Below are 26,723 nucleotides of genomic sequence, written 5' to 3'. Positions count from 1 at the left end.
GCCCCCTTTAGGGGTATTGTCTGTATTATGCCCTTATAGGGCTTAATCAAGCCTCCGGCTTAGCCGGAGGTTGTGACATACGGCGCTGCGGGACGCCGCCGCGGCCTTACAGCAGGCCCTGAAGGTGCTGCATGACAAGGCTGGCGCAGGTGATGCCCGCCCAGCAGCAGACGCCCATGAAGATGGGCTTGCCGCCGGTTCTGACCAGCTTGACCAGGTCGGTGTTCAGGCCGATGGCCGCCATGGCAAGAATGATGAAGTACTTGGACAGGGCCTTGAAGGGCTGGAACAGTGCAGGGTCAGCCCCCGCCATAGTGGTGACTGTGGTGACAATGGAGGCCAGGACGAAGAACAGGATGAAGAAGGGGAAGATTTTCTTCAGGTCAAAGGAGCCGTTGGAGACGGCCCCGCCCCGCTTGACCTGCCAGGTACGCCAGAAGGCCAGAGCCAGGGTGATGGGGATGATGGCCAGGGTGCGGGTCAGCTTGACAATGGTTGCGTACTCCAGCACCGCGCCGTTGGTGCCGTGAAGGGTGTCCCAGGTGGAGGCGGCGGCAGTCACGGAGGAGGTGTCGTTGATGGCAGTGCCGGCAAAGAGGCCGAAGCCCTCGTTGCTCATGCCCATCACTCCGCCCAAAGTCGGGAACAGCAGAGCCGCCAGAATGTTGAACAGGAAGATGACGGAGATGGACTGGGCGATCTCCTCGTCGTCCGCGCCGATGACAGGGGCGGTGGCGGCGATGGCAGAGCCGCCGCAGATGGAGGAGCCGACGCCTACCAGCACGGAGATGTTGTTGGGCATCTTCAGCCACTTCCGAATGAGAAAGGCGATGATGAGGGACATGGAGACCGTAGTGCAGATAATGGGAAGAGATTTGGCGCCCACCTTGGCGATTTCCGACAGATTCAGGCCGAAGCCCAGCAGGATGACTGCGTACTGAAGAACTTTCTTGGAGGTGAAGGCAATGCCCGCCTGATAGCGGGTCCGATCCTTCAGAACCAGGGACACCAGCATGCCGGCCAGAATGGCGAACACCGGCCCGCCTACCACGGGGAACAGACGGCCCAGCAGCCAGCTGGGGATGGAGAGGAGCAGGCAGAGCGCCAGACCGGGCCCAATTCGTTTGACAAAATTCATGGATGGATTTCTCTCTCTTTCTTGTATTCCGTTGAGTGCCCTTGATTATAACCCCAAAGAGCGATAAAATGAAATGAAGATTTGTAATGCCTCCATAAGCTGAAATAATAGGTGATGCGCTATGCTGGACTCCCGATGGAATACCTTTCTTGTCCTGTGCGAGACCATGAACTATACCCGGGCGGCAGAACGGCTCTGCCTGACGCAGCCGGCGGTGACCCACCACATCCACTACCTGGAGGACCACTACGGCTGCCGCCTTTTCTCCTACGAGGGGAAGGTGCTCCGGCTGACCGAGGCCGGGCTGAGACTGCGGGAGTACACCCGCTCATTGGCCTATAACAGCAGAAAGGCGGAGGAGGCCATGGCGGTCCCCGCGCCGGTGTCTCTGCGGGTGGGGGCCTCCAAGACCATCGGCGAGTTCGTCATCGCCCCCAAGGTGGAGCGATTTCTGCGGGAACACCCGGAGGCCTCTTTCTCCCTCATGGTGGACAACACCCAGGTGCTGCTCCGGGCTCTGGAGGCGGGGCGGCTGGACTTTGTGCTGGTGGAGGGCTTTTTTGAACGGAGCAGGTATGAGACCAGACTGTACCGCCGGGAGGAATTTTTCGGCGTCTGTGCGCCGGGACACAGGCTGGCCGGCCGGGCGGCTGCCATGGAGGAGCTGGAACAGGAGCGGATTCTTATCCGGGAGATGGGCTCAGGCACCCGGGCCATCTTTGAAGAAGCCCTGCGCCGACAGAACCGTACCCTGCGCAGCTTTTCCAAAGTGTCCACCATCAGCGACTTTTCCACAATCAAGTCCTTGGTTGTGGATGGACTGGGCGTGTCTTTCCTGTATGCCCCCGCAGTGGAACGGGAGCTGGCCCAAGGAACTCTGGCGCGGTTTGATCTGGCGGATGCGCCTATGAGCGGTGCGTTCTACTTCGCCTGTCTGAAGGACAACCTGTTTGCCCGGGAATGGGCCGGCTGGCTGGCGTGAAAAAGACAGTTCAGAAGAAAAAATATGGCAAGGATACGGAAGAAAGGGGAGACTTCTGCGGCGTGGCGAATGCGGCGCCGCTGGGACTGTGCGCGGCCCACTTTATCTGCCGCCAGAAGTTGAAGGCCCGGAAGGCCGCCAATACCGCCGGCCAGTAACCACAGAATTTAGCTGCACATAAACATAACATCACCGCCGCCAGATTCCCGAGAAAGAGGAATTTGGCGGCGGTGATGCTTTCGTCCGGCGTTTTAACGGCGCGGAAGATAACAGGCCTGGCTAAGCCGGCGCAGGGATACATGAAAAGGGAAGAACTTCGCTGACCGCGTCAGCGGAATGTCAAAGACAAATCCGGCAAGGCCTCCCAACCCGGATGGGGGAGGGGGATTCAGCCGGCCGCAGTGGATGATTCTGAGGCCAGTGCAATGAAACGCATCAGAATGGCAGCGGTCTCCACGCGGGAAGCGCCGCCCTGAGGATTGAGCACGGAACCTGTGCCCTGGATTAAGCCCTGTTCCACAGCCCAGCTCATGGCGGAGCGGGCCCAGCCGCTGACCTGGCTGCCGTCGGGGAAGGCGCTCAGGCACTCCGAAGAGGCGGCGGTGTCCATGCCCTTGTACTGGGCGTAGCGGAAGAGAATGGCGGCCATCTGTTCCCGGGTGATGCTGTCGTCCGGCAGGAAGAGGCCGTTGCCGCAGCCGTCCACAATGCCCTGGCTGGCCGCCCAGCGGATCGCCTCGGAATACCAACGGCCCTCGGGCACATCGTCGAAGGGGATCAGGGCGTTGACCACCGGGCTGCCCTCCAGCCGCCAGAGAACGGTGGCGCTCATAGCACGGCTGGTGAGTGCGGTGGGCTCAAAGGTGGCGGCGCTGGTGCCGTTCATCAGACCGTTTTCCCAGACATAGTGCACCGCATCATAGTACCAGGCGTCTGCAGACACGTCGGTGAACGGATTGTTCCACAGGGCGCCCGCCTCTGTAAACTGCACGTTCACATACACAGAACCGGCGGGCATGACAAAGGTGTAAGTATTGGCCTGCGTCCGCGTAACCGGGATCTCGCGGCCGCTCCCGGTGGTGACGGTGACGCGCTCCACCTGGCAGCCGTCGTCGGGCGCTGTGGTAATGGTCACAGCAGTCCCCTGGCTCGCCCGAGTGGGGTTCACCGTAACAGAGCCCTGTTCCGTGTCCTGTACGGTCACAGACCAGTATGTGCTGCCGCCGGCGGACGGCGCGCCGTTATTCACGGTCAGAATATAGGTCTTGGCGGCTTCGCTGCCGGATGTGACCGTAATTGTAATGGTGCTCACTTCGCCGGGCGTCAGCGGAACTGTCTCGCCGAGAACATTGCCGCCCCCTGCACTGCCGTTCAGGCTGATTTGGGCACGGCCGCTGGCCGAGGAGGCGACCACGCCGGTGAAGGTCAGATTGAAGGTGGACGCAGAGGTGCGATAAGTGCCGGGCTGGTCGGGGTCTTCCACAAAGCTGTCCAGTGTAATGCCGGGGATATTGGTAAAGGTCAGACTGTCAAGCTCTGCGTTGTCCGCTCCCTCGTCCTCCAGAATCAGGTCGGAGTAGGTCACCACGGCGGACGCGCCAGCCTGCTCGAAGGTAAAGGTCAGGGCCTTACGTTCCTCGGCGCCCAGGGTGATCAGACCGCTGCCGGTTCCGTAGCTCTGCTTCTGCTCCAGCACATTGCCGCTCTCATCCAGCAGCGTGACAATCACGTTGCCGGTGGTGGTCCCGTTCAGACGGGTGTTCTGCAGCGTCACATGGACGGTTGTGGTACCCCCCTCCATGCTGAAATCGCTGTCGATGGACACATCCTTTCCGGTGCGGACGCTCAGGTTGTCACAGGTGACTGCGGCATAGTTGTCAGAGGAGGTGGGCTCGCCCAGAACGATGGGTTCGCCGGCAGGCTCGCCCAGGGTGAGAAGCCAGCTCAGGAGAGAGCCATCGCTTTCGCTGTCCTCCAGCACTTCGGCCTTCAGATAAATGGTGACGCCGTTCTCCGGGATCTCACGGACCTCGCCGCTGTCTCCCTTGACATATTCTCCAATGTTGAAGGTCACCTGGAGGGAGTAGCCGCCCTCATCCACCATGGACAGACCGGCAGCGTCGCTGATGGTAACTGTGTAGCCCTCATCGCCGCTTCCGCCGGCAAAATATCTGGCCGGGATGGGGTTCTCACAGGTAGCGTCGGTGTAGAAGCTGAGGCGGACGCTGCGGCCGGACTGGTCCACCACCGCGTCGGAGTGGTTGTTGAGCTTAATCTGGATGGTACGCTGACCGTTCTCTTCCCTGACGATGCTGGCGTCGGTGATCTCCACGTCAGGCAGATCCAGATAGACGGTGCCGCTGACCTGGTTCAGGGGAGTGGTATTGCGCAGCAGGCCCTGGTAGAGGACCTCCTCGGTTTTGGCGCTTCCGGCGGCGCCGGTGCGCTCGTCAAAGTGGGCGGTCACCGTATAGGCGGGGTCCTCTACGCCGCTCTTCGGCACCGTGTAGTCCGCGTACAGCTGGACGCTGTCGCCGGGCAGCAGGTTCAGGCCGGTGTAGGGCGTGATGACATCCCCCACCTGGATATCCAGGCTGCTGATGGCATGGATGCCCTGGTTCTCCACGGTGAAGCGGATCTGGGTGGCGGCGCCCAGCCGGACGGTCTCATAGTCCGCCAGCAGGTTGGACACCGCGATTTTATCCTGATAGGTCTCAGTGGCGGTATACATCTGGGTGGTCTGGGTGGGAACCGTAACCTTCACCTCAGTCTCCCCGTCGGCCAGGGTGACAATCCGGTTTTCCGTACCCTTGCCTGCGCCATATGTGGTGCCCAGGATGACCGCCTTGATCTCATTAGCGGCGCGGTCGCTGACATAGGCGTCAAAGTGGTCGATCAGGGTGCCGCTATCCATCTCCGCCACATCGATGGCGCTGGTGAAGCGGATGAGCTCGTTCTTCTCACCGTAGGTGTAGAATTTGACGCCTTTGAGCACGTCCCGCTCGGCGGCCAGGGTGGACAGATCCGGATTTTCCTCACCGCCGCCTGTGGTGCTCTGGCCCTTCAGGGCCTCCGGCTCGCCCTCGTACCGCTCCACCCAGAGGATGGACAGATCGGTGATTTTATCCGCGTTTTTGGTGAAGCGGAAGTTGGAGGTGATGGACACGTCGGCGTCGGAGGCCACCCGGCTGATGGAGTCGGGCAGCAGCTGGCCGGCCACGCCGCTCCCGTCAAAGTCGATAAGGCGGATGTCGGAGGTGCTCAGCTGTTCGTCGGCGCTGCCCGTTCCGCCGTCCAGTGCGGAGGCGCTGTCGGCCGACACCGACTGCTCGGTGTACCAGCCCAGGACAAAGCGCGCTTCGTCAGAACCGGGGAAGGTGACGGAGGTCAGCTGGGGGTTCTCGTCCAGATAGGCGTCTCTGGTGACCTGGACGCTGCGTACTACATTGCCCTGCGTATCAATGACCGCGTAGACAATCTCCCGGTCGGCGGTGGTGCTGTCGTCCCCGTCGGTGTCCAGGGTATAGGCCACAGCGGCGGTGCCGTCGGACAGCATGTCCGCCACGATGCCCTTCACATTGCCGGAGGTGCCGTTGTACAGGGTGAACATATCGCTCCACTTGCCGTCGCCCAGATAGATTTTGTATACGATGGTGTCCTTCTGGTCAAAGTCGACCAGGTTGGCATAGGCGGCGCCGTCTTCGCCGGACACCTGCTTGCCCGTAGTGGCCACAGACCGCCAGGCCACGATGGCCTTCCCATTGGCCGCCGCGGCCACAGGGGCCAGATCCGGCTCGCCGTTGCTGCTCAGCGGGGTGGCAGTCCAGCTGCCGTCCGTATAGACCGCAGCGTACACGTCGGTGCCGTTGAGCTGCATCATCTGGTCCTGGTCGGTGAGCACCGCGCCGGCGTCCTTGGACAGGCTTACCGTCTCCCGCACCCAGGCGGACACGGCGAAGTCCCCGCCGCCGGACAGGCTCAGCTGGCTGTCGCCATAGCCGCCCTCAGAGATGGCCACAGGGCCGGATGTGCCGCCATTCCCCGGTACATAGGCGCCGCCGGCGTCCCGGGTGGCAAAGACCGCCCGGGTATCCTCCACGCTGTCGCTGCCCATGTCGGACAGATAGACCACGATGGAGCCGTCGTCAGAGACGATGGGGTTGGCATAGGGGTAGGTATTGCTCTCCAGGCCGGCAAGGCCGCTTACGCTGTCCAGGGCGTTGGTGGCGGCAATGCCGTACATCCATACCCGCTCCTCGCCGTCCAGGTAGTCCCGGCTCTCCAGCGTGGGGGCCAGGTTGAGGGTGAGGGCCTGCCCGCCGGTGGGCAGACTGTTGACCGACATGGCCCCGGCACTGACCAAATCGCTGATGGTGTCCCGAAGGGCGGCCTGATTCTTCGCCCAGCTGTCCTCAATGCCGTTCCAGGTCTCCGGGTTATACATATCTGCGAGGGTAAAGTCGGTGGAAAAGAGGATCTTCTCGTAGCTGATGAACAGAAGCTTGATGAAGATCTCCATGCCGATCTGCCCATCAATTTTCAGACGGTTGGCGTTGAGAACCTCGTCATTCTTTCCGTCGGCCACGTTGTGGATGGTGCTGTCAAATCCGTCAATATAGGGCCGGTTGAGCCAGCGGAACTGCACGTCCATGGACAGCTGACCGAACACGCCCAGCTTGAAGGCCACCACAGAGTAGTCGATGCCCACGCCGGCAAAGAAGCGTACATACAGGTAGGCACGCAGCTCGGTGAGGAAGTCGGTGCCGATGCCGCTCTCCTGGGTGGCGGTGTCGTAGTAGGACACCGCCAGGGCGTCCATGCTGATGCTGACAGAGGCGCCGGCACTGAGGGAGTAGGTCAGGGGCACCGGACCGCACATGATATTCCAGTACCAGGACCAGTTGACGCCGCCGCCCACGCCGAAGCCGCCGTCCAGGATCTGAATTTCCCACTTCTTGGCCTGGAAGTTATAGTAGATCAGAGACTCGGCATAGCCGCTCAGACGAGCGCTGAGGCTGCGGAGATCCTCCCCGTTCTTGGCGGAGTTATACTCGCTGCGAATGCCGTCCTTGTACTCGTTCAGGGTTTTCCGAGCGGTGAGGAACATGAGCTCATCCTTGCCCGGACCCACGCTCAGCTTCTGGCTGTTGGCCTCGGGATCGGCCTGAACCCCGGCCACATTCTCGTCCATGTTGCTCACATTGACCTGGATAAAGCCCAGGAATTTGGTGGGGTCAGTGGTGGGTGCCAGCTGAATCTGGAAGAACTTAGAGCCGCCGGTGATATAGTCTTCGTCGGACACCAGATTCAGCACCGCCTGGACATACTGGTCCCCGTTGTGGAGCTGGCCGGGCTTGACGCCGATGGCGCCGCCCATGTCGGCCAGCTGCTCCTTAATGCTGGAAGCACCGTCCAGGGGGTCCTCCTCCGGCCGGCCCACGTCCAGCATGTTGCACAGCTGGAAGCTCATGGTCTCCTTGCGGGACAGGGTCTTGCCGTCGGCGTAGTACTCCAGGCTCACGCCGGTGCTCTCGCCGCTGCCCAGCATGCCCTCCATGCTGGCACGGTTGAGAGTGACGGTATAGCGGGTGATGGGGTAGGGGGAGAAGGGGTAGTACAGGTTGTCAATGGAGGATTCCCCGGCCCCGTCGGCGATGGCCACGCGGGAGTCGGTATAAAACTGCAGGGACTGGGGCGGAGTCTCCGAGGTCTCGCCGTTCCACCAGAGCACAGTGGTGCGCACCACGGCTTCAGGACAGCTGTCGCTGGGACCTACGCTCCAGGTGCTGCCCAGAATGGAGCGCTCGCCGGTATACCCTGGCTGCCAGGTGGTCTGGGCGGCCACATAGGGGCGCTTGCCGCCGGCGGAGTTGGCCTGGAAGTTCACCACCGCCTCGCCGCTGCTGACATAGGCGTCCTGGTTGGCAGAGGCGTTGATCTCGATGAGCAGAGGGTAGTAATCGCTGCCGCTCCGCTCAATGAGAAAGGCGTAAGTCACGGCATCACTGGAGGTAACCCCGTTGTCAGGCAGATCCCACTGGGTCTGGTCCATAGTGACCTCCAACTTGCCGTCAGAGCCCAGCTTTACCTGCTGGGGGTCGCTGCCGGACAGGCTGACCTCTCCGGAACTGTTGAGGGCAAACCTGGCGTTCTTCCTGTACTCGTTGTTGACGTACACGCCGCCATAGAAGGTAATTTCCCCGGTATAGGGGGTGCCGTCCTCATTCTTCAGGTAGACATAGGCATAGGCGGCCCGGCGGAGCTGGAGGGTGTTGCAGGGGTAGCGCTCCAGCTTGGTCCAGTCGCCCTCGCCGGTCTCCAGCAGGGACTGGTAAAAGGTGCCCAGGTAGGTGTAGGTATCCTTCCCCTCGGTCACTTCGGCCGTGCAGTACACATCGCTGGCGATGCCGTACTCGGAGAAGTAGGCCGCCGCGCCGGTGCTGTCGGAGGTGACGACTGTGTCGCTGGGCATGAGCCGGGTCCGGGCCTCGTCGGCGTACTCCCGGAAGGTGAGGGTGGTCTCTGCCTGGGGATAGCACTGGAAGAGGTAGAGGTGGTTTTCCAGAGTTTCTACAGTGACGTCCAGCTTGTCATCAATGCCGGTGAGCTTATGGGCGGCGGTGACGGTGGCCGTGCCCTCCCCCACGCCGGACAGGCCCAGCTCGGTGGTGGGCCGGTAGGAGACATAGGAGAAGTTGCGGATGTCCTCGTACAGAGTGCCCTGCTGGTAGTTGACGGTGACGGCGCTATTGTTGTCCGAGGCCCACTGGATCTGGTCGGCCACCTCGGCCCAGGCGTACTCGCCGTAGTTGACAGAGATCATGTCCTTCAGGTAGATGTCCCGCTTCAGGGCCAGGATGTCGGCCTGATCCATGTCGCGGATGGCATCCACGTTGGACATGACCAGCTTATCCCCCGCTTCCTTGCCGTTCACCCAGATCTTCAGGGCGTCGTTGTCATAGACATACAGCAGGAAGGAGTCCCGGCTCCAGGTGCTGTCGGCGGCATTTTTTGCCTCCAGCGTTACAGTATAGATCTCCCGGTAGCTGGTGGGGCTGCCGCCGGCCTGCACGTCGGTGATGGGCAGGCTGCAGCTGCCTGTCACTACGCCGGACTCGCCGGTATTGACGGAGGTCACCGTGTCAACCACCGTATCGCCCCGCAGAACCTCAAACTTGTACTCTGCGCCTGCTTTGCTCTGGTCAAAATTGTCAATGCGCCAGGTAATGGGCACGCTGGCGGCCGTGTCAGACAGGTAGTAGCTGCCCAGGGAGTCCAGGGACACCGTGGCCGGGGGAGAGGACAGGTCAATTACCGTGGCGGCCGTGTACGTCACGCCCTCAAAGGCGGAGCTGACGGTGACGGTAAAGATGTTGCTGCCGCCGGCGGTATAATGGTACTCCAGCACCGAGGCCGGGATGGTGACGCTGGCGGCGGGAGCGGCGGCATTGCCGGTCACCGTCGTCTCATAGACGGTCTCGGCCCCCCGGGTGACTTTGACGGCAAAGGCGGTGGGGGTCTCCCCGTTTTTGTCGCACAGGTTGCTGGACCAGTAGATGGACACATTCTGCCCAGCCAGGGCGGTGTACTGCTGCGTGGGGATGGTGAGGAAGGGGGTCAGGCCCACGCCGAAGGTCAGTTCCTCCGTCTCCGCCGTAACGGCCTTGCCCGCCACCCCGCCGTTGAGGGCGGTGATGTAGAATTTCACAGAGCCCGCCTTGCTGCCCGTGGGAGTGACAGCGCCCTTGGCGTCGATGTTGGCAACGGCGGGGTCGCTGCTCCACCAGACAAAGTGAGCGCTGCTGTCCACGAGAATTTTTTCGCTGCTGCCGTCCAGCGCATAGCCGCTGCCATTCTCGTTGAGCTGGTAGGTGGTGACGCGGGAAGTGTCGCCGAAGGAGAAGTCCTTTTCCGCCAGCGCAAAGGAAGCGGTGATTTTGGGGTTGTCCTGGACGTAGATTACCGGGTTTTCCGGGTTCTCATATTTATAGTCTCCAGTCCCGTCAGACTGCTTCACGGACACCGCGGCCGACAGATCATCGCCTGTGATAAAGGCGGCGGCGCTCTGAACGGCGGCGGCGCAGTTGTCCAGCACCACCCGGCCGCCTACGGACAGCTCCGCCGACCAGGTCTTGTCCGCGCCGTCTGTGTTCATGGGCAGGTCGATGGAGGCGGTAAGGGTGGCGCCGGCCACGGACTGGCTGTCCGCCACCAGGGGATAGGACTCCGGTGTGCCGTCAGCGTCGGCGTCGGTAATGATGCAGACGGGGGTCATGCCGTCCTTAGCCTCGGTGACGGTCTGGAACTGCTCGCCTCCGGCGCCGCCCTCCAGGGGCACCAGGCTGGAGGCCAGCCAGGCGGTCATCTTATCATCGTCCTTTACAGGCAGGGAGACCACCAGCCTGGGGGCGGTGAGAGCGTCCGCCACCTGGGCGGAGAGCTGCCCGAAGGCGTGGGCGGGGACGGGAGTAACCAGGCTGACGCCGGTCAGCTCCTCGTTCATGTTGCTGCCGCTGGCCGAGTCTCCGGCGATGTCGGTGACGGAGAAGCCGGTGACCCGCAGAGAGGCGTTGTCCAACTCCTTCACCTCATAGGGGAAGGTGAGGCAGCGGCTGTAGCCGCCCTCGTCCGCCGCGTAGACCCGCTCGTCCGTCCCGTTGACGGTGATGTACGCCCCTTCGGGGCTGACCATCTCGGAGTATCTCACCACAATGGGCACCACCATACCGGGGTAGTACTCCCCCGCCGGGGCGGTGACGGACTGGACTTCCGGCGGAAACCGGTTGTCCAGGTGGAGGGTGAAGGCGACATCGGTAAAGTTGTACTCCTCCAGCAGATAGCCGTAAGTATTGCCGCCAGACTCCTTCATATATATACTTGAGTCGCCCCTTGCCACCGACCAGATCTTACTGTTGGGATCCAGGCTGACCGTTATCCCGTTGCTGCCTGACATCTGGTCGTTATCCAGGGGGGCATATTTGTTCTCCCAGTCGAAGACCTGATAGACATCATCCTCATTGGGGTCGTCGCTTTCGTTTGTGGACACCATGGCCCAGACGCTGTTTTCATCCCCTTCAACCTCATGCCCGTTAAAAATGACCGGGCCCAGCACCTCCGTATGGAACGGCATCCCATAGGGGCCGCCGGGGATGGAGGCCGAGCCGTAGGTGCCTGTCAGATTAAAATACTTTCCAAACTGCCCGAAAAGAAACCAGGGGTGGCCCAAAAATCCATCCCCGCTCGGATAATAATACCCAACGGACGCATCCCGATCGGTCAGCACCGGAGCATATTCCCAGCCACTGCCGTCTTCGCCGTCATAGTCTGCCCACACGGTTATATCACCGAGGCCGGTCACCTCCAGCACCGCGCTGTCATAGACGCCGGAGCCGAGGTTTTTCTTCAGCGCGCCATCAAGCTGAAGAACAATCGATGTATCGGTGGTAATATTCTGGTTTTTGTCGGCATCTTCACTGGTGGCCGCCAGCTTGCCCGTCACCTCAGCGCTTTCGGTATAGGCGGACACACTCTCCTGGCTGCCGGTGGTGGACACCACCATGGTATCCTTCCCATTGGAGAACAGGGCCCCCTCAATGTCGTAGCCCTGGAAGTACACGGGGGCGTTCGTGGCGATGGTAAAGCTATATGTCCAGAAGTAACCGCTGACCTGGAACAGATCTTCTCCGCGGTAAATTGCGTCATAAAGTGTAGTGTAACTTTGACCATCATATTCCGTGTTGATGGAGGCTTCTCCTGTTTCGTCCGCTGTCAGCTCCACCTCCACCGTACGGTGATTGGTGAGGCTGCTGCTGATGTTCAGCATAAAGGTGACCTTCTGCCCCGGCTCCGCCCCGGTCAGGTTTATGATAGGGAAATAATAATAGTTGGTGGAGGTATTCCCACCGCCGGTAGAATCATAATATTTGACGCCGGCATAACCGCCCCGAATGGACACCCGGGCATCGTGATTGGTGCCGGTGGGGCTAGTGAAGCCGGCCGCCGCCCCCTCGGGGGCCAGAATCTCAATGCCGCTGCTGCTGACCTGCTCCCGCAGGCTCTCCAGGGCGGCCAGCTCCTCCTCCGTCCAGGTCTGGCCGGAGAAATAGGTGTCCCTGATGTAGGCAATGTAGTCCTCAATCTGGAGAATGATGTCCAGATTACCCAGGGTGACGGCGGTGCCGTCCACCCACACCAGCTTGTCCGGGTCGTAGTCCCCGGCCAGGACCTCCCGCAGCCCGTCCAGGGTCAGTTCCTCTCCGTCCAGGGTGACGGACCAGTTTTCCACGGCGTTGCCGTCCTCGTCCAGCAGATTGTACCGCTGGAGCAGGGCGTAGTACGCCTCGGCGTCCGCCTCGTCCCCGGTGATCTGGCGCAGGGCGTCCAGAATTTCCTGGTTGTACGCCGGGTCGTTGCGCAGCAGATCCCCCAGGGCAGCCAGGGCCGTGGAGGGCACAAGCATGACCGTCAGAATAAAGGCCAGGAACAGGGACAGCATTCGTTTTCCCCATCTTCTCATTTCACGTACCTCCTTCAAGACATTCTCTGCAATCCGGCCCCGTGCACGTTCCGCCCTGCTCAACGGGATAGGGCCGCATCTTTCGCTTTTATTGTATCAAAAACCGGCTGGATCCGCTGTGCAAGTTACGCGGTAAAAGTGGTCATTTTCGAGATGCGGGCTGTTGGAGCTTGCCCCGCCGTCTGGCATGGATTAATATTAAACAAGAAGGAGGTGGCCCTGTGAAGCGTGCCATAAAAATAGGGTGTGCGGCGGCGTTCCTGCTCCTGTGCGCCGCTCTGCTTCTCTTCCTCCATCAGTTCACCCGGGCGGAGAGCAGCGCACAGTATCTGGAGTGGGACTTTGCCGCTGTGGTGTCGGGAGAAAGCGAGGGAACGGAGCGCCCCTTTGATCCACTGGAGCCGCTGCCGGAGCTGGAGGAGGGGGAGTACTACCGTCTCTCCACCACTTTGCCGGAGCGGCAGGCGGAGCTGCGGCTGCTTTTCGAGATCTCCGGCCTGGAACTGGCGGTGCAGATGGACGGAAAGACGCTGCTCCGCCTCGCTGCTGATGCCGCGGCGGAGGGCCTGGCCCAGGGACAGACCCAGATTTCCCTGCCCGCCGGCGGCGGAGAGACGCTGGTCATGGATGTGCGCCCGGTGGGGGCCGGGCCGGGGCTTTTCCCGCCCCTGCTCCGCCTGATGGATGACACATACAGCACGGCCTCTGACATCGCCTACGCCAATCTGACCGCTATACCCGCAGGGGCCGCCGCCCTGGCCCTGGTGCTGGTGTGGGGGCTGTTTCTGCTGAGCGTGACGCTGGGCCGGCCGGACTGGAGTCTGCTGCCGCTGCTTCTGGCCGCCATGGGGCTGACGGTATACCGCCTGTCCCAGAGCACCGGGGCTTATTTTCTCCCCCGGCCTCTGCTGGACATCTGTACCTGGCCGGGGCTCGGCCTTCTGACGGTTCTCGCCCTGCTGGCCTATCTGGCCATGAACCGCCGCAGAAGTTTCTGGCGGTCCTTCGGCTGGATTACGCTGTGGAGCGCCGCCGCCCTGCTGGCCGCATTTCTGTTCTCCCTGTCCGGGGACGGCTATCTGGCCGAGTACCTGTGTACGGCGGTGAGCGATCTGGTGCACCACGGCATTTATGACGGACTTGCCTACTGGCTGACCCAGTGGCTGACACTGGTATGCGTCCTGCTGTCCGCCCTGGACCTGGTCCGCAGCATTATCCAGAGCCAGGCTCAGGCCCGGGCCGCTCAGGTCAAGTACCGCCTCACCCTGGAGAACTACCAGCAGGCCGCAGACAAAAACCGACAGACTGCCGCCCTCCGTCACGAGTGGAATAACCAGCTGGTGGCCCTGCATCTGCTGCTCCAGAAGGGAGATCTGGCCGGGCTGGAGCAGAAGCTGGAGTCGCTGGAGAGAGATTTAGGGCGCCTGTCCACCCAGAACTATACGGAACAGCCCGCCATCAATGCCATTTTGCAGAACGCGGCCTATCAGGCGGAGAAGCTGGGGGTGGACTTCCGCTGCCAGGTTCTGGTGCCGGGAGAGCTGAAGGTGGACGAGGGGGATCTGTGCGCCCTGCTGCTCAACATGCTGGACAACGCCCTGGAGGCCGCCGCGAAGGTGGCTCCGCCCCGCTCCCGGGAGGTGCACTGTAAGCTCAAGCTGACCCAGGGCTTCCTGGCGGTGTGGTGCCGGAACACCTATACCGGCCCTCTGAGGACGGATGAGGCGGGAAATCTTCTGACCACCAAAGAAGAGACAGGCAGCCACGGCTTCGGCCTGGCTCAGATGCGGGAGATTGCGGTAAAATATCGGAGCGTGCTGGACATCGACTACGACGGGGAGCATTTTACGGTTCAGACTGCCCTGAAAGTGCAGTGAAATGAACAAAGGGCCCGACCGCCGGCATTTCTGCCGGCGGTCGGGCCCTTTGTACAGCAAAACAGAACTGCATCGCGGCTTTCCCCCTGGGGGGCAGCAAAATGATGCGCAAAACGCCGCCGGTGCTGCAGTTGGCCAGTGCGTGCAGCGCGCGTGAGAGCACGCACAGAAGTTTTTCGTCTATTTGATGTTCAGGTAGCGGACAAACTGGTCCTGGGCAGCCTCGTAGCAGCTGCGGCTCACAGGCAGTTTCACCCCGTTGGACAGCGTTACCTCCCGCCGCCCGATCTGGTTGATGTGCTCCATGTTCACCAAATAGCTGTTATGGCAGCGGCAGAAGCGGCCGGGCGGCAGCAGCCGTTCCACCTCCGACAGGCTGATCCAGAAGGTCTGCCGCCCCTTCTCCGTGCACACATCGAGGGTGTGGTTTCGGCTCTCCAGATATAGAATGTCACTCAGCGGCAGTACCACTGTCTGCCCGGCGGAGCGCAGGCTCAGATTTCGGGGCTGATGGTACAGACGCAGATCGGTCTTCAGCGCCTCCTCCAGTTCATCCCGCCGCACCGGCTTGAACAGATACTGGAGCGGGCGGACGGAGTAGCCCTCCTTGAGATGGGTTTCGCTGCTGGTAATGAACAGAATGCTGACCTGGTCATTATACTCCCGCAGTTCCCGTGCCAGCTCCATGCCGCTCTTGCCGTCCATTATAATGTCCAGGCAGAGAAGATCAAAGGACGCCCCGTGCGTCAGAGCGGACTCCAGCGCCTCTGCGCTGGGAAAGGCGGTGACGGTGTGCGCTGTCTCCAGTTCATCCAGAATATCGCCGCACAGCGCGCACAAAGCCTCCCGGCTCTCCTCCTGATCCTCGCAGATGGCAAGCTGATACATTGGGCATCCCCCCTCAGGAATTGTTTTCCATTATTGTACCACCGGCCTGTGGCCTCTGCAAGAGCAGCAGAAGGTTGACCTGGCGGGAAATTTATTCTATAAATTTTGCGGCCGAATGAAACGCGGGCCGTAAGCAATGCAACGCCTGCGACGAGCTGGCAGAGCAGGGGGAGCGCCTATACGAACAAGAGCCAGACGAACCACTAGTGTTCGTCTGGCTCTCTTTTGGTGGAGGCGAGGGGAGTCGAACCCCTGTCCGAAAACGCTTCAACGGGAACTTCTCCGGGCGCAGACGGTTATTTACATTCCCTTACCCAGGCGTGAGCCGTCACACTCAGGGGCTTGGTAGCTTCATTGTTCATGGTGCGCTCAAAGCTTTGCGCACACACGTGCACCACTCGTCGACGCCCAATCCCGGACCGTGGTCCTTCCAGGTTGGACGGCCGCGTTAAGCCGCGGCGAGAACTACGTTGTCGTCGTTCTTTAATTTATAAGTTGCCCGTTTTAAGGTGGTCAGGCGCCACCGCCCGCTATTCCCGCCTCTACGTCCCCGTCGAAACCAGTACGCCCCCATGTCGTCGGAGCAAGCTCCATATCATTCGCTTCGCCGTAAACGGCAAAGCTCACTCATTCCGCTGCTCCTCCTCTTCCAGCCGAACCCGCTTCGCTGGGCTTCGTCTGGACAGGGAAAGGAAACAAAGGACAGAGCGTCGGACCATAGCACTCACTTGACCGTAAGCGGCAAAGCTCACTCATTCCGCTGCTCCTCCTCTTCCAGCCGAACCCGCTTCGCTGGGCTTCGTCTGGACAGGGAAAGGAAACAAAGGACAGAGCGTCGGACCATAGCACTCGCTTGACCGTAAACGGCAAAGCTGACTTGTTCCACAACTCCTCGGCTCCGGACAAACCCGCTTCAATGGCCTTCGTCTGGATTGGGGAAACGGTACCATCATTCTTCCATGGGAAGAGGGAGAAAGAGAAAATAACGACGATTGTTCTTCGAGGATTCTCACTTGCCGGTGGGCAGAGAGAATATTTCACCCGGCGGGGCGGGCAGCCCCGCCGGAATGAAAACAAGAGAGAAATCAGACCTTCTCAGGGGCGGGATAGTCCACGCCGAAGGTCTCTACAGTCACGGACTTCATCCGCTGATCCTTGCGGGGACGGTCGGTACGGACATCCCGGTCGGCGTAGACAATGGCATCGGCCACATCCATGCCCTCAATGACCTTGCCGAAGGCGGCGTAGTCGCCGTCCAGGTGGGGGGCCTTCTCCACCATGATAAAGAACTGGCTGCCGGCGGAGTTGGGGTGCATGGCGCGGGCCATGGAAAGCACGCCCCGGTCGTGCTTCAGGTCGTTCTTTACGCCGTTGCGGGCAAACTCGCCCTTGATGGTGTAGCCCGGGCCGCCCATGCCGGTGCCGTCGGGGCAGCCGCCCTGGATCATAAAGCCGGGGATGACGCGGTGGAAGATCAGGCCGTTGTAGAAGCCGGACTTCACCAGGCTGATAAAGTTGTTGACCGTATTGGGAGCCACGTCGGGATAGAGCTCAGCGACCATCTTGCCGCCGTCCTCCATCTCAATGGTAACCAGAGGATTCTGAGCCATTGGAAACATCTCCTTTCCATTATGGAAGCAATTTATCTCAGTAGCCGCCCCGGGACTTCATGGCCCGATCCATCTCGCGCTTGGCGTCCTTGGCAGCGGCGGCATCCCGCTTGTCGTAGAGCTTTTTGCCCTTGGCAAGGCCTACCTCCACCTTTACCCGTGCGTTGCGGAAATAGAGGGAGAGCGGAATGAGAGAGTAGCCGTCCGTCCTGGTTTTTTGAAACAGGCGGAGAATTTCCCGCTTGTGCATCAGCAGGCGGCGGGTACGGCGGGGGTCTTTGTTGAAAATATTGCCCTGTTCGTAGGGGGAAATGTGCATCCCCACCACGGACAGCTCCCCGTCCTTAACGATACAGAAGGCGTCCTTCAGGTTCACGTTGCCCTGGCGGACCGACTTGACCTCTGTGCCGCAGAGCTCGATGCCGGCCTCATACTTGTCTTCAATGAAATAGTCGTGGTAGGCCTTGGGGTTCTTGGAGATAATCTTAATGCCCTTCTGGTCCACAGGGCCGCACCTCCTTCCGGGCGGGTATGGCGGTGTGCGCCGGAAAGACGGCGCAAATACCACTGTGAAAGTATTATACCATATCTGTCAAGAGCTCAGACGGCGGGAAAATGGCGCAGAAGCACAGCAGGGGCATCGCGCTCCAGAATGGAACAGCCGTGTTCGGCCAGCCGGGCGTCTGGGTGGGCGCCTGCGCCCTCGGTGCGGCCGAACTCCGACAGGCAGGCTGCCATACCCCGCTCACTGCCTGGGAGGGAGAGCCAGAAGCGGCCGTCCAGCCAGGCCAGGGCGCTGTCCTGGCACAGGATGGGCAGGGCCCGGACAGCGGCGAGCAGCTCCTCGAAGCCGGAGAAGGAGAACCACTGCCGGGGCTGCGGCGCAACCCGGGCAAAGACCAGCACGCCGCAGGCCTCCGGGTAGGCCTCAATCTCAATGGGGCCCTCCAGGGGCATACCCTCCCGGGCGAAGGCGGCACGGGCCAGCTCCATGGCCCCCTCAAGAGTGAGCTGGGCGGGCGTGAGGCCCCGCTCCTTCAAATCTGCCGCGGTGATGTACAGCACCGCGCTGCCGGCGCCGATGGATTGGATGGTCACAAGGCAGTCCTCCTTTTGCGATAAACAGAAGATAAGCCCTAAAACGGGCCGTATATCACGGACACCATTATAGCGGCCACCCTTGGCGGCGAACAGCTGTAATGATTGGGGGAACTGGAAGAAGCCTCTACGGGGTAGCGCGGAAATGGGGATTATGCTATAATGGTATAATAGCGGAAATCAGAAACAGACGGCATAGCCTGAGCTGTGCCCGATGATTTCATACGATACTTGACACTTTTGGATGAATGGGGCGATTCATGATGGAACTGACGGAAAAGACGCTGGAGAGCCGGGAGATTTTCCGGGGACGCATTGTCACGCTCAAGGTGGATAAAATCGAGCTGCCCGACGGGCATCAGTCGGGCAGAGAGGTGGTGGAGCATCCCGGCGGCGTGGCCGTGCTGCCTCTGGACGACCAGGACATGGTGACCCTGGTGCGGCAGTACCGCTATCCCTTCGGAAAGGTGATCACCGAGCTGCCCGCCGGCAAGCTGGACGGCCCGGAGGACCACCGGGCAGCCGCCCTCCGGGAGCTGAGCGAGGAGGTGGGCCTGGAGCCTGAGGAGCTGACCTATATGGGCAGCCTCTACACCTCCCCCGGATTCTCCACTGAGGTGCTCCACATGTACCTGGCCCGGGGGCTGAAGCAGGGCGCCTGCCACCCCGACGAGGGGGAATTCCTGGAGCGGATTAAGGTGCCCTTCAAAGAGCTGGTGGAGCAGGTTATGAACAACGAGATCTCCGACGCCAAGACAGTGGCGGCGGTACTGAAGGCAAAGGTGCTGTTGGGGCGGTGAGGGACCGCCCGCAGAGGAGGCAGTCATGAAGAAACGCATTCTCATTGTGGAAGACGAGAAGAATATTGTGGACATTCTCAGCTTCAACCTGGGCCGGGAAGGGTATGAGACTATGGAGGCCTATGACGGCCAGACCGGACTGCAGCTGGCGCTGGAGCAGGACCCCGACCTGGTGCTGCTGGACCTGATGCTCCCAAAGATGAACGGCTTTGACGTGTGCCGCAATATCCGGGCGCAGGGAAAGAGCACGCCGGTGATTATGCTCACCGCCCGGGAGGAAGAAAACGACAAGGTCCTGGGCCTGGAACTGGGCGCCGACGACTACATCACAAAGCCCTTCTCCATGCGGGAGCTGCTGGCCCGGGTGAAGGCCAATATCCGCCGCCGGGAAATGGCCGGCAGTGCGCCTGCCGCGCCCGCGGGCAATAACAGGCTGGAGGCAGGGCGCATCTCTGTGGATCAGGATCTGATGGTGGCATACAAGGACGGCAAGGCCCTGGACCTGACCCAGCGGGAGTACGAACTGCTGCGGTTCCTGGCCGCCCGGCCGGGAAAGGTGTTCTCCCGGGAGGCTCTGATGGAAAACGTGTGGAACTATGAGGGATACGTGGGCGATGTCCGGGCGGTGGATGTGGCTGTCCGCCGCCTGCGGGAAAAAGTGGAGGACGACCCGGCTGCGCCCCAGATTATTGTGACGCGCCGGGGCCAGGGATACCTGCTCAGCCCGTAACAGATTCCAAGTTTTCAGCCCGGCAAGGGAGAAACCATGGGACAGTTCGAACAACACTACTTCAGGAGGTGAGGACGCCGTGTTCAGAAGCCTGCATATGAAGCTGGTGCTCATTATGGTGCTGCTCATTGTGTCGCTGATGACCGTGGTGGGGGCATTCCTGGTCAACTCGGTGTCCGCCTTCTATTTGACGGAATTTTATGACCAGATGCACACTGTATTCCGCGCCGACAATGAGACCCTGGCCCGGGATTTACAGGCCGGGGCCGGCGAAGGCCAGAGCGATGTGGATGTGATTCAGGACGTGCTCAAGAGCTACATCGGAGCCCTGGGCATTGACAACCGCCACCGCAACTATTTTATTTTGGACGGCTCCACCGGAAAGTGCCTGGCGGCCTCCGACGAGGAGAAGGGCGCCAATCTGCGCATTACTCCCAATATCACCGCCGCCATCCAGAATCGGGAGGGGGACATGAAGGACGTGTCCGCCGACTACATGGATGTGGCGGTGCCCATCCAGCGGGGGGAGAACCGGTACATCATCTATATTCTGGACGACAGGACCACAGTGCAGAGCCTGAACGCCCAGCTCTTCCAGCTGATCCTGGAGGCCCTGGCCTTCGGCCTGGTTATCTCCATTCTGCTGTCCTTCCTGCTCTCCAAGACGATGATTACCCCCATTGAGCGGCTGACCACCGGCGCCGAGCGGGTGGCCAAGGGAGACTTCTCCCATAAAATCGAGGTGGCCTCCAAGGACGAGATCGGTGTGCTCACCGGCACGTTCAACAACATGGCCCGGCAGCTGCGGGATACCATCCAGGAGGCTGAGAACGAGCGGAACAAGCTGGGCACTCTCTTCCTCCACATGACTGACGGCGTGGTGGCCTTCTCCCGGGACGGGGCGGTCATCCAGTGCAACCCCGCCGCCGAGCGGATGCTCCGCCGGACCATCCCCGTGGGAGGAGACGAGGTGACCTATGACAGCCTCTTCGGCGACATTGCCGCCCTGCCCTCCGTGCTGGCTGTGGAGCAGCCCGGCTATCTGGACGGCGAGCGGGAGATTGACGGCACCATCCTGGAGCTGCTGCTGGCCCCCTTCTCCAGCGAAAGCGCCGGCGGCGTCATGGTGGTGATCCACGACGTCACCGAGCAGAGAAAGACTGAAGAAATGCGCCGGGAGTTTGTGGCCAACGTGTCCCACGAACTGCGCACGCCTCTGACCAACATCCGCAGCTATGCCGAGACCCTGGTGGACAATGCGGGGGAGCTGCCTCCCAGCACAGAGAAAAATTTTCTGGGCGTCATCCTTAACGAGTCCGACCGAATGACTCACATTGTCCAGGATCTGCTCACCCTGTCCCGGTTCGACTCGGGCCACAGCGAGCTGAAGCTGGCCCCCTTCTCCTTCGAAGGGGCCATCCGGGACGTATATAACGCCGTGCTGCTGGACGCCCAGCGCCATGGTCACACCGTACGCCTGGAGCTGGAGGAGAACATGCCCAACATCATCGGAGATCGGGAGCGTATCCTCCAGGTTATGATGAATGTGGTATCCAACGCCATCAAGTACACCCCTGATGGCGGCAGCATCCGCATCTCTGCCGGACGGCTGAGAGACCGGGTGTGGATGGAGGTGGAGGACAACGGTATCGGCATCCCCGCTGCCGACCGGCCCCGCATCTTTGAGCGGTTTTACCGGGTGGACAAGGCCAGGTCCCGGGAGTCCGGCGGCACCGGCCTGGGACTCTCCATCGCAAAGGAGATTATCGACCGGCACGAGGGCGTTATCCGCCTGGTGGATAAGGACGGCCCCGGCTTGATTGTCCGGGTGGAGCTGAAGATTGAGGGGCCTGGACATGGAGCGTAGAAAAAAACGCAGACGCCTGATAGAAATCGTCAAGGACGTGCTGATTGTCCTGCTGGCTCTGTCCGCCGTATACCTCACCCTGCGCACCCAGATCGGCAGCCTGACGAGCCGGAACGGCAGATGGTTCAGCGGACTGTTCGACGGCAAGACTGTAAGCCTGCTCCCCGCTGCGGGCGGCGAGGAAGCAGAACATATGCAGCCCAGACCTGTGCGTATGTCGGTCCAGCTGGGCAGCGGCGGCCGGTACGGCGTACAGTACGACCAGACCGCCGTGGACGCCCTCTTCGACGCCACCGCCAGCCTGCTGGGCGACGCCCTGGGCAGCGCCCAGGCGCCGGTCCAGGTCACCGAGGCCGCCTGGCGGAACGCCCTCTCCAACGCTTGGGGCATCTATTTCGATTTCCAGGGCGCAGTGCCCCTGACTGTGCTCTCTGCCTCGCTGTCCGGCGCTGTTAATCAGGTCCTGCCTGAGGTGGGCGTCCGGCGGCTCCTGCTGGCGGAGGAGGAGGGGGCCGTGCGCCTGTATTATAGTAATGAGAGCACCGGCCTGTACTATGTCTGCGGCACGGCGGAAGCCCTTCGGGGCCATGTCCAGACCACCGCGGCCGCATACAGCCCCAACGGCACCGTCTTTGCCTATGAGACCAGCTACTCAGAGCTGGCATCCTATGTGATGGTGGCCGCCACGCAGGCCAGTCCCAAGATGTACCACACCGCCAATCCGGTGGCCCAGATGAGTGAGAGCGACCGGGAGGAAATGATGGAGGCCCTGGGGTTTCATCCCCAGTCCAATAACAGCTACCGCAGCGGCGACCGGCTGATTGTCAACGAGTGGCCGGACCGGCTGAGCATCCTGGACGACGGGCACGTGCGCTATGAGACCTCCGCTTCCAGCGAAGCCAAGTACCCCGTGGGCGTCCCCGGAGAAACGGCAGACGCAGCGGCAGTGGTCCAGGCCACCTGGCCCCTGGCAGAACGGACCCTGGGGCAGCACTGCGGCGCGGCCAGGCTCTATCTTATCGGCGTGGAGCAGATGAGTGAGGACGAGTGGGCGGCGGATTACGGCTATTGCCTCAACGGCGCCGGCGTGGAGCTGGGCGCTGACGGCTACGCCGCCCGCTTTATCATCCAGGACGGCCAGATTACCGAGTTTGAGCTCTTTTTCCGCAGCTACACCGATACGGGCGAGCAGTCTATTGTGCTGCCCGAGGCCCAGGCCGCCGCGGCCATGTCGGCTCAGCAGGTTCAGGGCAGTGAGCTGCTGCTGGCCTACGAGGACAGCGGAACCGCTGAACTGCTGCGGGCGGAGTGGATCGCCATACAGAATCCCTGAAAAAGAGGTGAACCGCCTTGGAGTGGTCCAAAATCAAGAATATTGTGCTGCTGATGCTCCTGGCGGTGAACCTGTTTCTGCTGGTGCTGGTGGCGGACCAGGAGCGGAAATCCGCCGCCTATCTGGAGGAGGCACGCACCGGAGCGGTGGAAATCCTGGAAAAGGCCAACATCCACATGGATCTGGAAAACCTGCCGCCGGAGAGCGACTTCCACACCATGGCTGTGGAGCGGGACAGAACTATGGAAGACGCCATGGCCAAGGCTCTGCTGGGGGAGACCGGCAAGTCGGGCGACCTGGGACCGGTGACCTATACGGGCGCGCAGGGGGAGGGCCAGTTTCTCAGCGACGGCAAGTTCTCCTTCACCTTTTCCGGGGACGGCTTGACTGCGGGGAAGGAGTCCCCCGCGGAGCACGGGCAGAAGCTGCTGGAAAAGGCGGGCTATACCTGCCAGGTGCTGGAGACCCGGGAGCAGGACAACAGGACTGCGGTGGTGACGGTGCAGCAGCTGTGGGAGGGCACGCCGGTGTTCAACAGCACGGCAGACCTGACCTACGAAAACGGCAGCCTGCGGAGCATCCGGGGGCAGCGGCTGATGGGCGCACCTGAGCCGGAGGCGGGCGCCGAACCCCTGGATGTGGCCACCATTCTGCTGCGGTTCCTCAGCGGCGTGCAGGACGGCGGCTACGTGTGCAGCGAGATTGTCGATATGACGGCGGGCTACGAGGTCACCCTGTCCAGCACCGGCAGCGCAAATCTGGAGCCGGTATGGCTGATTACCACCAATACAGTGCCGTTCTATGTGGACGGGACAGACGGGACTGTCCGGCAGGCTGAATAAAGAGAAAAAGAGAAACACCCTTTTCCCACGCAGAAGCGGGAAGAGGGTGTTTCTTTTTGCCTGGGGGACAGATATGGGGCTTTTGCGGAAAAAAGGGCGCAGGATGTACGGAGAGAGGAAACGGGATGGCCCGGAATGTGCAACAAATGCCGCCGGGACGGGATAGAGTGAAGGGCCAGACAGGGCACAACCAAAAGCAAAAGAAAGGAGCAGTGCCATGAGCACAGGGACAGAGCATCTGGGCCTCCACCAGTGGGAGAGCACGGACAAGTTTCTGCGGGAGGACTTTAATGAGGACAACAGGAAGATTGATGAGGCGGTGGAGGAGGCGATGTCCCGGGTAAAGCTGGGGCAGATTGTCACGCAGCAGGATGCCCAGCAGGTGGACGTGGACCTGACAGAGATCGATTTCTCACGCTATTGGGAGGTGGAGTTCCGCCTGGAGGGGAGCATGAGCAAGCAGGGCAATGTGAATATCCGCCTTAACAACGCGGCTGGCGAACAGGATTATGAGTACCTCAGTGCAAGCGGGAAAACATACCAGCAGAGTTATTTGGGAACGATATCTCTGGGCTATCCTGGTGCGGAGAATCGGTATAACAGCGGAAAGATTGTCCTATATTGTGGCCCCAAATATATTAGCGCTCTCTGTGAGAACTACGGGTCCACCAATAGCGGTTACCGGGCCTATGTTACAGATTACAGTGGAGTAACTTTTGAAAATCTGACAATTATGAACCTGATTGCAGGCAACGGAAATATTGTCAAGGGCGCAGTCATTACGATTTATGGGGTGAAGCGGTAATGGAGATTGAAGTTCTGGTGTGTACCCTCAGCGGTGAGCAGCGGTTAGAACGGCGTATTGTACCTGTGGACTGGTTCGGAGCGCAGGAGCAGATGGAAGAAGAAACGTAAATCAGAAAAGGGAAAACCGCCCCTCTGGGAAAACCAGAGGGGCGGTTTTTGTATGCCGTTTAGCAGCTGGGATTCAACAGCTTAGATGTTGGATTAGCCAGCGACAGAACGGACGATGTACACAACAGCCAGCTGAGCGGAACCCTCGCGGACCGTGGCGACGCTGACGGAGTCAGTGTAGCCCTCGGGAGTGGCGGCAAGGTCATTGCCGGTGCCCACAGAGCTCAGCGCGTTGTCCTCGAACAGGTAGACAACGGTGTTGGCATCATAGGTGTACACGGTATCGGTGTCAGCCAGCTGGAGCACACCGCCGCCCACAGCGGTAATGGCCTTGCCAGTCACCTTGCTGGCAGTGGTGACCACATTGTCGGTGTAGGTCACAGTGTACAGACCGGCGGCCTTCTTCAGCTCGTCCTTGGCGGTAGCGTTGGCGGAGATGGTGGTCTCCTCACCGTTCACGACAGCGTTGAAGATGTAGGTAGTCTCCTTGGTGTCGGGATTGTAGCTGGTGCCAAAGACGGAGTTGGTCACGTAGGCGTAATCAGTAGCCGTAGTGCCGGACACGGTCATCTCCATATACACGTAGGAGACAATACCATTGTTGCCATCGATCACGTCATAGTTTTTGCCGGCGGTACCGTTGGGCAGATTGGCAATGCCGGTGTAGACAGAGTACTTATTGCCGGCCTTGACCAGGAACACAGTGGCGGAGTTAGCGATGGCAGTACCGGCGGAGAACTGAGGCTTGCCGGACTCGACCTTGCCGCTCACAGTCTTGGTGCTGTTAGCAGCAGTGGTCAGAACCAGAGCGCCATTGGCGTTCACGGAGTAGGTGTAGAACGTATTCTCCAGAGCAGTTGCCTCGTTGCGGGTGCTGATCTCGACGGTCTTTTTCTCGCTGTCAACAGTGCCAGCGGTGGTGGTAGCCGCGACAGGAGTGTTGCCGTCAATGCTGGCGACCTTCTTCACCTCAGTGGTGCCGTCGGTGTAGAGGACCTGAGCCTCGGCATAGCCCTTGGCGGTGGTACCGGCGGAGACGGTGCCCTCGATGTAGACGATATCGAGAACCACGGCGTACTGGTCGGCGGTCTCCTCGGTCACCTGCTTGGCGGACACGATGTTGGAGCCGTTGTCCAGATAGAACTTATAGGTGTTGACAAAGTCGGTCTTGTCAGCAGCAACCAGAGCATAGTTAGTACCGGTCAGGCCAGAGACGGAGTACTTGGCGCCGTTCACGGTAATGGTCCTATCGGAGTTGCGGGAGGAGATGGTACCCTCGACAACAGTGGCCTTCTCAATGTAGGTAACGGTGCCGACCTTGACGGTCAGAACCACGTCGCCATTGGCCAGGTTCTCATAGCCGGAGACCTGGGAAGCGTCGGTCCAAGTCAGGACGCCGGGGATGTTGACCTGGAGCACATCGTCCTTGGTGCGAGTGGTCACGTTGCCGGTGACAAAGTCAACATCCTTCTTGGTGATCTTCACGATGTCAGCGGAGTTGTCATTATCGGTGTCGATGAACTCGACAATGGAGCCGGCAACAATCTGAGCCTTGCTCAGAGCGGCGACATCATTGTAATTACCGTCAGAACCGATGGTGACAGATTCGCCGTTAACGAAGTAGCTGGCACCCTCATCCACAGCAGAGATGTAGTTGGGGTTGCTCTTGGTGGTCAGATTAGCGATGGAAGCGCCGTTGGTGCTGGTGCCCAGCACGACGGTGGCGCCAGTGGCCAGAGAGGTGGAGTACAGCTCGGAGACGGAGGCGACCTTGCCGTCAGCGCCCAGAGTGCCCTTCACGTACAGAACCACGGAGGTGCCCACCACGTCGGGAGTAGCGGCGATCTTGTTGTTGACCAGAGCATTCAGACCGGTCACGCCCTCGGGCTTGATGTCGGTCAGAGTGGCCTTGCCGTCAGAGATGCCGTTTACAGTGGCGGTGACCTTCACCAGGCCGTAAGCGTTGTAGCCCAGGGTGTTGCCCTTGGTGTACTCGCTGACGTACTGGGTGCCCATGTCATAGGCGTACTTGGGCTCGACAGTGTTGGCGAACAGAGCGTTGAAGATCATCTGAGCAGCATTGTCACGGGTCAGGGTGTCGGTAGCCTTGGCGTTGATGTTGTTCAT

16 protein-coding genes and 1 other RNA gene are annotated in these 26,723 nt (G+C 60.8%); 9 read left to right on the top strand and 8 right to left on the bottom strand.

The annotated features are described in order from the left end of the window. Nucleotides 1-106 precede the first annotated feature (106 nt). Nucleotides 107-1,138, bottom strand: a complete 1,032-nt coding sequence (locus tag Q0K06_RS08640) for a YeiH family protein (RefSeq protein WP_294551215.1) — start codon at nucleotides 1,136-1,138, stop codon at nucleotides 107-109. Between the two features lie 121 nt (nucleotides 1,139-1,259). Between Q0K06_RS08640 and Q0K06_RS08635 the strand changes: the two genes are divergently transcribed. Together Q0K06_RS08635 and Q0K06_RS08630 are read left to right on the top strand one after the other, a co-directional pair. Continuing rightward, a complete protein-coding gene (locus Q0K06_RS08635; RefSeq protein WP_294551212.1) occupies nucleotides 1,260-2,120 on the top strand; it encodes a LysR family transcriptional regulator in 861 nt (286 codons plus the stop codon). Further along, the gene (locus Q0K06_RS08630; RefSeq protein WP_294551209.1) at nucleotides 2,117-2,278 is read left to right on the top strand and encodes a hypothetical protein; all 162 of its coding nucleotides are present in this window, start codon (nucleotides 2,117-2,119) and stop codon (nucleotides 2,276-2,278) included. The genes Q0K06_RS08635 and Q0K06_RS08630 overlap by 4 nt, the downstream gene beginning before the upstream one ends. Nucleotides 2,279-2,508: 230 nt before the next feature. Here Q0K06_RS08630 and Q0K06_RS08625 read toward each other — a convergent pair whose 3' ends face one another. Next, nucleotides 2,509-12,636, bottom strand: a complete 10,128-nt coding sequence (locus Q0K06_RS08625) for an S-layer homology domain-containing protein (protein ID WP_294551206.1) — start codon at nucleotides 12,634-12,636, stop codon at nucleotides 2,509-2,511. Nucleotides 12,637-12,857: 221 nt separating this feature from the next. Here Q0K06_RS08625 and Q0K06_RS08620 point away from each other — a divergent pair, with 221 nt between their 5' ends. Beyond that, nucleotides 12,858-14,513, top strand: coding sequence for an ATP-binding protein (locus Q0K06_RS08620; RefSeq protein WP_294551203.1), 1,656 nt, complete (start codon nucleotides 12,858-12,860; stop codon nucleotides 14,511-14,513). A 180-nt stretch (nucleotides 14,514-14,693) separates the two neighbouring features. Here the strand turns inward: Q0K06_RS08620 and Q0K06_RS08615 are convergent, their stop codons facing one another. From Q0K06_RS08615 to Q0K06_RS08595, 5 genes are all read right to left on the bottom strand, one after another. Continuing rightward, nucleotides 14,694-15,401, bottom strand: a complete 708-nt coding sequence (locus Q0K06_RS08615) for a LytTR family DNA-binding domain-containing protein (protein ID WP_294551200.1) — start codon at nucleotides 15,399-15,401, stop codon at nucleotides 14,694-14,696. A gap of 226 nt (nucleotides 15,402-15,627) precedes the next feature. Beyond that, nucleotides 15,628-15,973: a transfer-messenger RNA gene (ssrA, locus tag Q0K06_RS08610) on the bottom strand. A gap of 513 nt (nucleotides 15,974-16,486) precedes the next feature. Then, nucleotides 16,487-17,011 carry a peptidylprolyl isomerase gene (locus Q0K06_RS08605; RefSeq protein ID WP_294551197.1) on the bottom strand — a complete coding sequence of 175 codons (525 nt, stop codon included), beginning with the start codon at nucleotides 17,009-17,011 and terminating at the stop codon, nucleotides 16,487-16,489. Nucleotides 17,012-17,048: 37 nt separating this feature from the next. After that, complete coding sequence (gene smpB, locus Q0K06_RS08600; protein ID WP_294551194.1) at nucleotides 17,049-17,516, bottom strand: SsrA-binding protein SmpB; 468 nt, start codon at nucleotides 17,514-17,516, stop codon at nucleotides 17,049-17,051. Between the two features lie 95 nt (nucleotides 17,517-17,611). Beyond that, nucleotides 17,612-18,109, bottom strand: a complete 498-nt coding sequence (locus Q0K06_RS08595; protein WP_294551191.1) for a hypothetical protein — start codon at nucleotides 18,107-18,109, stop codon at nucleotides 17,612-17,614. Nucleotides 18,110-18,369: 260 nt separating this feature from the next. Between Q0K06_RS08595 and Q0K06_RS08590 the strand changes: the two genes are divergently transcribed. The 6 genes from Q0K06_RS08590 to Q0K06_RS08565 all read left to right on the top strand — a co-directional run bounded on the left by Q0K06_RS08590 (nucleotide 18,370) and on the right by Q0K06_RS08565 (nucleotide 24,486). After that, nucleotides 18,370-18,909 (top strand): NUDIX hydrolase, encoded by a 540-nt coding sequence (locus tag Q0K06_RS08590; RefSeq protein WP_294551189.1) that lies wholly within the window; start codon nucleotides 18,370-18,372, stop codon nucleotides 18,907-18,909. A 25-nt stretch (nucleotides 18,910-18,934) separates the two neighbouring features. Next, a complete protein-coding gene (locus Q0K06_RS08585) occupies nucleotides 18,935-19,639 on the top strand; it encodes a response regulator (RefSeq protein ID WP_294551185.1) in 705 nt (234 codons plus the stop codon). A gap of 79 nt (nucleotides 19,640-19,718) precedes the next feature. Then, complete coding sequence (locus Q0K06_RS08580) at nucleotides 19,719-21,506, top strand: ATP-binding protein (RefSeq protein WP_365925230.1); 1,788 nt, start codon at nucleotides 19,719-19,721, stop codon at nucleotides 21,504-21,506. Continuing rightward, a complete protein-coding gene (locus tag Q0K06_RS08575) occupies nucleotides 21,496-22,839 on the top strand; it encodes a hypothetical protein (RefSeq protein ID WP_294551174.1) in 1,344 nt (447 codons plus the stop codon). The genes Q0K06_RS08580 and Q0K06_RS08575 overlap by 11 nt, the downstream gene beginning before the upstream one ends. Before the next feature lie 17 nt (nucleotides 22,840-22,856). After that, nucleotides 22,857-23,681, top strand: a complete 825-nt coding sequence (locus tag Q0K06_RS08570) for a hypothetical protein (RefSeq protein ID WP_294551172.1) — start codon at nucleotides 22,857-22,859, stop codon at nucleotides 23,679-23,681. Between the two features lie 217 nt (nucleotides 23,682-23,898). Then, on the top strand, nucleotides 23,899-24,486 hold the full coding sequence (locus tag Q0K06_RS08565; protein ID WP_294551221.1) for a hypothetical protein: 588 nt from the start codon (nucleotides 23,899-23,901) through the stop codon (nucleotides 24,484-24,486). 203 nt (nucleotides 24,487-24,689) lie between these two features. Here the strand turns inward: Q0K06_RS08565 and Q0K06_RS08560 are convergent. Then, nucleotides 24,690-26,723: S-layer homology domain-containing protein (locus Q0K06_RS08560; protein ID WP_294551168.1), on the bottom strand; the 2,034-nt coding region annotated here is incomplete at its 5' end.

It is taken from the genome of uncultured Pseudoflavonifractor sp., assembly GCF_944387805.1.
Taxonomy (GTDB): domain Bacteria; phylum Bacillota; class Clostridia; order Oscillospirales; family Oscillospiraceae; genus Pseudoflavonifractor.
The sequence above is the reverse complement of the archived record's forward strand: the minus strand, read 5'-3'. Positions and strand labels throughout refer to the sequence as shown.